General features: G+C 65.3%; 10 protein-coding genes and 1 pseudogene. 6 read left to right on the top strand and 5 right to left on the bottom strand.

What is annotated here, in order from left to right; all coding sequences use genetic code 11:
* Together F6X61_RS18835 and F6X61_RS18830 are read left to right on the top strand one after the other, a co-directional pair.
* Positions 1 to 81, top strand: a pseudogene (locus tag F6X61_RS18835) (heme utilization protein); the annotation flags it as partial.
* A gap of 119 nt (positions 82 to 200) precedes the next feature.
* Positions 201 to 806 carry a flavin reductase family protein gene (locus tag F6X61_RS18830; protein WP_153787895.1) on the top strand — a complete coding sequence of 202 codons (606 nt, stop codon included), beginning with the start codon at positions 201 to 203 and terminating at the stop codon, positions 804 to 806.
* On the opposite strand, the gene F6X61_RS18825 is transcribed toward F6X61_RS18830, so the two are convergent.
* Both F6X61_RS18825 and F6X61_RS18820 read right to left on the bottom strand, forming a co-directional pair.
* A complete protein-coding gene (locus tag F6X61_RS18825; RefSeq protein WP_110993798.1) occupies positions 807 to 1,040 on the bottom strand; it encodes a hypothetical protein in 234 nt (77 codons plus the stop codon).
* A 67-nt stretch (positions 1,041 to 1,107) separates the two neighbouring features.
* Entirely contained in the window at positions 1,108 to 1,401 is a 294-nt protein-coding gene (locus tag F6X61_RS18820; RefSeq protein ID WP_110993751.1) for an antibiotic biosynthesis monooxygenase family protein, read from the bottom strand.
* 198 nt (positions 1,402 to 1,599) lie between these two features.
* Here F6X61_RS18820 and F6X61_RS18815 point away from each other — a divergent pair, with 198 nt between their 5' ends.
* On the top strand, positions 1,600 to 2,520 hold the full coding sequence (locus F6X61_RS18815; RefSeq protein ID WP_153787894.1) for an AraC family transcriptional regulator: 921 nt from the start codon (positions 1,600 to 1,602) through the stop codon (positions 2,518 to 2,520).
* 79 nt (positions 2,521 to 2,599) lie between these two features.
* On the opposite strand, the gene F6X61_RS18810 is transcribed toward F6X61_RS18815, so the two are convergent.
* Complete coding sequence (locus tag F6X61_RS18810; RefSeq protein WP_153787893.1) at positions 2,600 to 4,237, bottom strand: 5-guanidino-2-oxopentanoate decarboxylase; 1,638 nt, start codon at positions 4,235 to 4,237, stop codon at positions 2,600 to 2,602.
* Between the two features lie 112 nt (positions 4,238 to 4,349).
* On the opposite strand from F6X61_RS18810, the gene F6X61_RS18805 reads away from it, so the two are divergent.
* Positions 4,350 to 5,225, top strand: coding sequence for a LysR substrate-binding domain-containing protein (locus tag F6X61_RS18805; protein ID WP_153787892.1), 876 nt, complete (start codon positions 4,350 to 4,352; stop codon positions 5,223 to 5,225).
* 110 nt (positions 5,226 to 5,335) lie between these two features.
* Here F6X61_RS18805 and F6X61_RS18800 read toward each other — a convergent pair whose 3' ends face one another.
* Together F6X61_RS18800 and F6X61_RS18795 are read right to left on the bottom strand one after the other, a co-directional pair.
* The gene (locus F6X61_RS18800) at positions 5,336 to 5,950 is read right to left on the bottom strand and encodes an NAD(P)-dependent oxidoreductase (RefSeq protein ID WP_153787891.1); all 615 of its coding nucleotides are present in this window, start codon (positions 5,948 to 5,950) and stop codon (positions 5,336 to 5,338) included.
* Between the two features lie 28 nt (positions 5,951 to 5,978).
* The gene (locus tag F6X61_RS18795) at positions 5,979 to 6,854 is read right to left on the bottom strand and encodes an MBL fold metallo-hydrolase (RefSeq protein ID WP_153787890.1); all 876 of its coding nucleotides are present in this window, start codon (positions 6,852 to 6,854) and stop codon (positions 5,979 to 5,981) included.
* A gap of 104 nt (positions 6,855 to 6,958) precedes the next feature.
* Here F6X61_RS18795 and F6X61_RS18790 point away from each other — a divergent pair, with 104 nt between their 5' ends.
* Both F6X61_RS18790 and F6X61_RS27020 read left to right on the top strand, forming a co-directional pair.
* Positions 6,959 to 7,870, top strand: coding sequence for a LysR family transcriptional regulator (locus tag F6X61_RS18790; protein WP_153787889.1), 912 nt, complete (start codon positions 6,959 to 6,961; stop codon positions 7,868 to 7,870).
* A 156-nt stretch (positions 7,871 to 8,026) separates the two neighbouring features.
* Positions 8,027 to 8,200 carry a hypothetical protein gene (locus F6X61_RS27020; RefSeq protein ID WP_167409830.1) on the top strand — a complete coding sequence of 58 codons (174 nt, stop codon included), beginning with the start codon at positions 8,027 to 8,029 and terminating at the stop codon, positions 8,198 to 8,200.
* Positions 8,201 to 8,216 lie beyond the last annotated feature (16 nt).

Below are 8,216 nucleotides of genomic sequence, written 5' to 3'. Positions count from 1 at the left end.
GAAGACGGCTTCGACCGCACCAACGGCCAACGCTTCGCCGAAAACGGCTTCGACCACACCAACGCCCACCGCTTCAGCTGATTGCTGAAAGCGTGCAACCAGCCCGGCTTCGGCCGGGCTTGATCATTTTCAGCCAGGCAAAGCCTTGGCACACTAGGCGCCTCGTCCCCAACCAGGAGTGGCCTCGCGGCCTTGCGCAGATGTACTACTACGAACCCGCCAAAGGCCACGGCCTGCCCCACGACCCGTTCAACGCCATCGTCGGCCCCCGGCCCATCGGCTGGATCTCCAGCCACGACCGCGAAGGCCGCCTGAACCTGGCGCCCTACAGCTTCTTCAACGCCTTCAACTACATCCCACCGATCATCGGTTTCTGCAGCGTCGGGCGCAAAGACAGCCTGAACAACATCGAGCAGACCGGCGAGTTCGTCTGGAACCTGGCCACCCGGCCATTGGCCGAACAAATGAACCAGAGCTGCGCCGCGGTGGCGGCCGAGGTCGACGAGTTCGCCCTCAGCGGCCTTACGCCAGCGGCTTCGAACGTGGTCAAGGTGCCACGTGTGGGCGAGAGCCCGGTGAGTTTCGAATGCAAGGTGAGCCAGATCGTCCAGCTCAAGCGAGCCGACCAGGAAGTAGTGCCCAGCTGGCTGATCCTTGGCGAGGTGGTGGCCGTGCACATTGCCGAACACCTGCTCAAGGACGGCATCTACGACACCGCCGCCGCCGAACCTATCCTGCGTGGCGGCGGCCCGGCGGACTACTTCGCGCTGGGTGAGCTGTTCAAGATGAGCCGCCCGCAGGTCTGATCAGAAGATCAGTTCGCCTTCCTCACCCACGCCCTGCAGGCGTTCGAGTTCGGCGCAGGCAGCTGCGTCGGCGGCGATGGCGGAGGTGAACACCTGGCCCTCGAGGACCTTGTGGAAGCGCGGCGCACCGCCCATGTTCAGGGCCTTCACGGCAATCGCCGCGTTGTAGCCGCCGCCTTCCACCGGGACCATCGCCGAAACCGCTTCGAAGTGAGGGAATTCTTTACGTGCCATGCTGCTCTGCGCCTGTGTGATCGAGGGGCGGCATTGTACACCTGACATGGCCCCTGGGCCGGAACGATCAGGCAAAGGTATGCAGGTCCAGGCTGCTGACCACTTGCGCCTGCACCAGCTCACCGAACACGTTCAGCGTCGGCGAAGCGAAATAACCGCTCATCGCCTGCTGGTCGCACCAGCTGCCGCTGAGCAGCCACAGGTCGGCATCGACTTGCGAGCGTTGCACACTGAACGCCAGGCAACCCGGCGCGCGCCGCGTGGGCTCGAGCAAATCGCGCAGGCGCACGCCGAGTTCCGCGGAACGACCGTTGCTGGCGCGGATGAACGCCAAATGGGTGACCGGTTGCTGAAGGGTCATGAACGATCTCCTTGAAGCCAGGGGCGAGAAACAGGCTGCCAAGGTTAGGGGCCGCCCCTCGCGCGACGTTAGGCCATTACTGCCGGCCGATTGCCTGATCCTGCAGCGCTGCAGGATCAGGCAATCGATCTGCAGCATCCGACTAGCGCCCGGCATTGCCCAAACCTATGCTGCGTCGGTCAGCAGAGGAAACCCGCCATGACCACTTCCCCGCCCCTCGAACCCTCCCTGGAACAGCAGCGCCAGGAGCTGGCCGGGCTGATCCTGCGCCATGCCGGTGAACCCTTTGGCCCGGCCTCGCCCATCGAAGACCTCTACCTCACCTGCTACCGCGAAGATATTCGCGGCATGCCCGCCCTGGCCCAGCCGGCCCTGTGCGTCCTGGCCCAAGGCAGCAAGACCCTGATCCTGGGCGATGAACACTATGCCTACGACCCACTGAACTACATGGTGGTGTCGGTGACCCTGCCGATCAGCGGCGCGCTGCTCAAGGCCAGCCCGGAACACCCGGCCCTGGGCCTGCGGCTGGACATCGACCCGGCGCAGATCAGCCAGCTGATTGCCGAAAGCAGCCCGATGGTGGTCCCCAACCTGCCTTCCGGCCGCGGCCTGTTCGTCGAAAAAAGCGACCCGCAGCTGCTGGATGCCCTGCTGCGCCTGATCCGCCTGCTGGATACACCGCGTGATATCCCGATCCTCGCGCCGCTGATCCGACGCGAGATTCTCTACCGCCTGCTGCGCGGGCCGCAGGGCCACCGCCTGTACGAGATCGCCCTGTCCAACAGCCAGACTCACCGGGTGTGCCAGGCGATCAGCTGGCTCAACCAGCATTACCAGCAACCGCTGCGCATCGAGGACCTGGCGCGCGAAGTGAACCTCAGCACCTCGACCCTGCACCATCGCTTCAAGGCGGTGACGTCGATGAGCCCGTTGCAGTACCAGAAGCAGCTGCGGCTTCAAGAGGCGCGGCGGTTGATGCTCAATGACGGGCTGGAGGCGGCGGTGGCGGGGTATCGGGTGGGCTATGAGAGCCCGTCGCAGTTCAGCCGCGAATACAGCAGGCTGTATGGCGCGCCGCCGATCAGAGATGTGGCGCGGTTGCGTGCCAGTGCTGGCTGAGTGAATGCATCGCGGGGCAAGCCCGCTCCCACGCTATAGCCCGTGGGAGCGGGCTTGCCCCGCGATGGATCACAACGGTTTACCCCACCACTGCAGCCTGCCACTGCGCCTGATCCACCTGGATCAATGTCGGCCCCCGGCGCTCCACCGCCCGGCCCAGCGCCGCCTGAAGCTGTGCGACATCCCCCACGTTCTCGGCCTCGGCCCCCAACGCCCGCGCCACGCCGATGAAGTCAGGGGTATGGATATCCACGCCCACCGGCTCGATATCCCGGTTGACCATGTATTTCTTGATTTCCTCATACCCCTGGTTGTTCCACAGCAGCACGATCAGCGGCACCTGCGCCTCCACCGCGCTGGCCAGTTCCGGCAGGGTGAACTGCAGCCCACCGTCGCCGATCAGGCACACCGCCGGTGCTCGCCGGGCGGGCACTTCGGCGCTGCCCAGCCAGGCGCCCATGGCGGCAGGCAAGGCATAGCCGAGGGTGCCGTAGCCGGTCGAGGCATTGAACCAGCGGCGCGGATGAGCCATGTCCAGGGTCAGGTTGCCGGTGTACACCGGCTGGGTCGAATCGCCAACCAGGATGGCATTGGGCAAGGTTTCCAGGATGCCGGTCAGCAGGCGCGTCTGGCTCAGGGTCACGGGGTCCCAGGTCGCTGCATTGTCCTGGCGCAGACGCGCGGCACGCGTGGCGCCCCACTCGCTGTCGCGGGGTGGCTGCGGTTGCGTTTGCAGGGCAGCGAGCAGCGCCTCGGCGGCCTGCTCGGCATCGGCCACCAGCGCCAGCTCGGGCAGGTAGTTGCGCACCGTCTGGTCCGGGTCGATATCGATGCGCAGCACGCTGCCGGGGATCTCGAAGCCGCCCTTGAACGTCACGTCGTAATCGGTCTCGGCCAGCTCGGTGCCGATGGCCAGTACCACATCGGCCTCGGCGACCAGCGCGCGGGTGGCCGGCAGGGTCTGGGTCGAACCGATCTGCAAGAGGTGGTTCGCCGGCAGCAGCCCCTTGGCATTGATGGTCAGCGCCACCGGCGCCTGCAAGTGCTCGGCCAGACGGGCCAGCGCCGCGCCGGCCGCCAACGCACCACCGCCGGCGAGAATCAGTGGCCGACGCGCCTTGGCCAGGCGCTCTGCCATCTGCCGTACCGCCTGCGGCGCGGCACCTGCGCGGCTGGTGCGCACGGGGCGCGCCGACAACAGGTGATCGGCCGGCTCGACCAGCACGTCCAACGGAATCTCGATATGCACCGGCCGAGGCCGCGCGCCATCAAACACGGCAAAGGCCCGGGCCAGCACCTGGGGCAGGTCATCGGCGCTCATCAGCGTTTGCGAGAAGGCTGCCACGCCCGCGACCAGGGCGGACTGGTTGGGCAGCTCATGCAACTTGCCGCGCCCGCCGCCGAGCTGGCTGCGCGACTGCACGCTGGAGATCACCAGCATCGGGATCGAGTCGGCATAGGCCTGGCCCATGGCGGTGGTGATATTGGTCATGCCTGGGCCGGTGATGATGAAGCACACCCCAGGTTTGCCGCGTGTGCGCGAGTAGCCGTCGGCCATGAACCCGGCGCCTTGCTCGTGGCGCGGGGTGATGTGGCGGATGGACGACGCCGCCAGGCCACGGTACAGCTCAACGGTATGCACGCCGGGAATACCGAAGACATGGTCGACGCCATAGTCTTCGAGGAGTTTGACCAACACTTCGCCGCAGGTTGCCATGATCGAGTACCCGAATCTTGTTGAAATCGGTGTTCATGGAACCAATCCGCAGCTACCGCCACAATGCAAAAAAACACATACTAGCCATGACCTCACATCATGGCTTACCACGATGAAACGCCTACCGCCCCTGCCCGCCCTGCATACCTTCCTGGTTACCGCCCAGCACTGCAATTTCACCCGCGCCGCGCAACAGTTGCATATCACCCAGGGTGCGGTCAGCCGGCAGATCGCCGGGCTCGAGGAGCACCTGGGCTACCCGTTGTTCCAGCGCCAGGCACGTGGCCTGGCACTGACCCGCGAAGGGCAGGACTGGCTGCCGCGGGTGCAACAGATCTTCGCCCTGGTCGAGCAAGGCGTGCGCGAGGTCGGCGGGCGCAGCAGCACCTTGCAGCTCAAGGCGCCGACCTGCGTGATGCGCTGGCTGTTGCCACGGCTGATGGAATGGCAGGCGTTGCGCCCGGACGTGCCGGTGGAGCTGACCACCACGGTGCAACACGGGGTGGACTTCCGTCATGAAGGTTTCGATGCGGCCGTGGTGTATGGCGCCGTACCGAACCATGGGCTGCAGGTGCGCAAACTGTTCGACGAACAACTCACTCCGGTCTGCGCCCCCTCGCTGCTCAACGGACCATTGCCATTGCAACAGTTGCAGGACCTGACGCGGCACATGCTGCTGCACCCTTCGCGGGACGAACATGACTGGCGGCTGTGGTTGCAGGCGGCGGGAGCCGGGTTCGAGCCACAAGGCCCGAAGCAGCATTTCGAGACGCTGGACATGGCGATGGCCATGGCTTCGCAGGGGACGGGGATCGCCATCGGCGACTGGGCGCTGATTGGCGATGACCTGCGCAGCGGGCGCTTGTGCATGCCGTTCGCGCTGAAGGTGACGACTGGGAAAGGGTATTACCTGGTGAGCCCGTCGAAGACCATGGCGGCGGGGTTGGTCGAATTGCTGGAGTGGCTGCAGGAGCGTGCCCGGCAGTAATCTTCAATCACAAGGCAAGCCCGCTCCCGCCCTCAAGGTTGGCGCAATCCGTGTAGGAGCGGCCCTATCGCGACACAAGGCCGCTCCTACAGGGGACGTGCAAACCTGTTTCAGTAACCGACGGTGAACCGCGCCTTCGAGTGCCCCGGCCTCTCCAGCTCATCGATCATCGCGATCGCATAGTCGGCGAAGGTGATCCAGCTCTTGCCCTCGGCGCCGATCAACAGGTGATCCTTGCCCAGTTTGTAGTGCCCGCTGCGCTCCCCCTCGACGAACTCCGCCGACGGCGACAGGAAGGTCCAGTCCAGCGCCGGCTCCTGGCGCAGCGCCTCGAGGAAACGCACGCCGCCATTGGCCTCGGCCTTGTAGGCCTCGGGGAAATCCGGGCTGTCGATGACCCGCTGCCCGGACGGCAGCAGCAGGCTGCCGGCACCGCCCACCACCAGCAGGCGCTTCACGCCGGCGCACTTGACCGGCTCGATGACGGCCTGGGGTTCAAGGGTGGAGAAATGCGCGGCGCTCAGCACCGCGTCGCAGCCGCTGACCGCTGCCTGCAGGGCGGCGCTGTCCTTGGCGTCCAGCGCCTTGACGGTCACGCCTTCGCGGCCTTGCAGCTTCGATGGGTCACGGGCGATGGCGACCACGCTGTGGCCACGGCGCAGAGCCTCTTCCAGCAGTTGGCTGCCGGCACGCCCGGTGGCGCCGATGATTGCGATCTTGCTCATGGAAAACACTCCAACAGGTTGAATGGGATTACCACTTCATCTCGCCCTTGGCGACCTTGGCACCCAGTTCCAGGGAGCTTTCGTCGGCCAGGTTCGGGTAGCGCTTTTTCATCGCCGCAATCAGTGCGTCGGCGTTGCCGGCCTTGGCGGTTTCGGTGTCGAAGTCACGAATGTAGTTGGCGGTGAAGCGCACGGCGTCCAGGGAACGGCTGCTGTCGCCCAGGTAGTGCCCGGGGACCACGGTGCGCGGCGCCAACTGCTCGATCCTGGCCAGGGTAGCCAGCCAGTCGGCGTGGGATTGTGCGGTCTGGGTGTCGGCCATCCACACATGGATGTGCTCGGACACCACTACACCACCCACCACGGCCTTGATCGAAGGGATCCAGACAAAGCTGCGGTCCGGCTGCGGGCCATCCAGGCCGACGACTTCCAGCGCCTGCCCTTCGAGCTTCAACTGATTGCCGTCGAGCACTTGTGGCACGACCAGCTTGCCCGGTTTGTCGGCGCCCATTTGCGGGCCCCAGTAGGCGAGCTTGGCATCCATGGTGTTGCGGATATGGGCAACGGTGGCGGCCGACGCGACCACCCGAGCCTTGGGGAACGCCTGGGTGAGCGTGTCCAGGCCGAAGTAGTAGTCCGGGTCGCCGTGGCTGATATAGATGGTGGTCAGCTGCTTGCCGCTCTTGCGCAGGCGCTCGACCACCTGCTCGGCCTGGCCCTTGCCGAATTGCGCATCGACCAGGATTGCATCGTGTTCGCCACTGACGATCACCGAACTGACCGGGAAAATCGCATCGTGGCCGGGGTTGTATATATCGAGCTTGAGCGGTTCGCCAGCCATGGCCTGGCCAGCGAGGGTGACGCAGGCCAGCAGCAGGCCGCGCAGAGGCGTGAACAGTGACATTGGTGCTTCCTGATGAGTGAGTCGATGGAGCACAGCTTAGTTGCCCGATTCATTACAAAAAATGCGATGCTGCGACATAGTTCATTTCTGAAATCGGGCAAATCATGGACCGTCTGAACGCCATGCGCGTCTTCGTCACCGTCGTCGACCTGGGCAGCCAGTCTGCAGCGGCGGATCATCTGGAGCTTTCCCGGCCAGTGGTGTCGCGCTACCTGGCGGAGCTGGAGGACTGGGTCGGCGCCCGGCTGATGCAGCGCACCACGCGCAAGCTCAGCCTGACCGCCGCCGGGCAGGAGACATTGCCGCGCTGTCGGCAACTGCTGGAACTGGCCGGCGACCTGCAACACGCCGTGCGCCAGCCCGATGATGCCCCGCGCGGCGAGCTGCGCATCAGCGTCAGCACTTCGTTCGGCCAGGCTCAGCTGGTGGATGCGCTGGCGGCCTACGTCAAGCGCTACCCCGGGGTGCAGGTGGAGCTGCAGATGCTCGACCGCACCGTCAACCTGGTGGACGAACGCATCGACCTGGCGATCCGCACCAGCAACGACGTCGACCCCAACCTGATCGCCCGACGCCTGAGCGTGTGCCGCTCGGTGGTCTGCGCCAGCCCCGCGTACCTGCGCGAGCACGGCACACCAATGCGAGTGGAAGAACTGAGTGGGCACAACTGCCTGACCCATGCCTACTTCGGCCATAGCCTGTGGCATTTCGAGGTGAACGGGCAGAGTGTCGCCGTGCCGGTGCAGGGCAATATCAGCGCCAACGAGGCCATGACCCTGCAGAAGGCGGCGCTGGCCAGCGCCGGTATCGCCATGCTGCCCACCTACCAGGCGGCCAGCGCGCTGCGCAGCGGTGAGCTGGTGCGGCTGTTGCCCGAGGCAAAGCCGCGGGAGTTGAACCTGAATGCGGTGTACACGTCTCGCAAGCACATGCCGGCGACCTTGCGCAGCATGCTGGACTTTCTGGTGGAGCGGTTTGGGGATGAGCCGGAGTGGGATCGGGGGTTGGGGGTTTAGGGGTGGGTGGATGCAAGGTGTCGGGCGATAGCTTTGCAGCGCTCGATCTGATAGGCGCTGCAAACCGTGAACGGTTCACCCCGACAGCAGTGCAGATATCCGGAGCAGGCCTATGCTTACCGTTATCACCTGTTACAAAAACAGGAGGTAAGCACCATGAGTATCAAGTCCAGGCGTTGCGCGCTGGTCTTTGCCCTGGCCGCCGTCGTCGGGCTCTACGGCTCGGCCTGCTGGCGGGTCGAGCTGCTGCGCAGCCAACCCAACACCGCAGCCAGTTGCGCACTGGAACACTGCGTGCCCCACACCGCAACCCTGAGCGCCGTCAGATAAAGCGACGGCGCCGCAC

It is taken from the genome of Pseudomonas sp. EMN2, assembly GCF_009650555.1.
GTDB lineage: Bacteria > Pseudomonadota > Gammaproteobacteria > Pseudomonadales > Pseudomonadaceae > Aquipseudomonas > Aquipseudomonas sichuanensis.
Note: the sequence above shows the minus strand (reverse complement) of the source record. Positions and strands in the feature narration are given on the sequence as shown.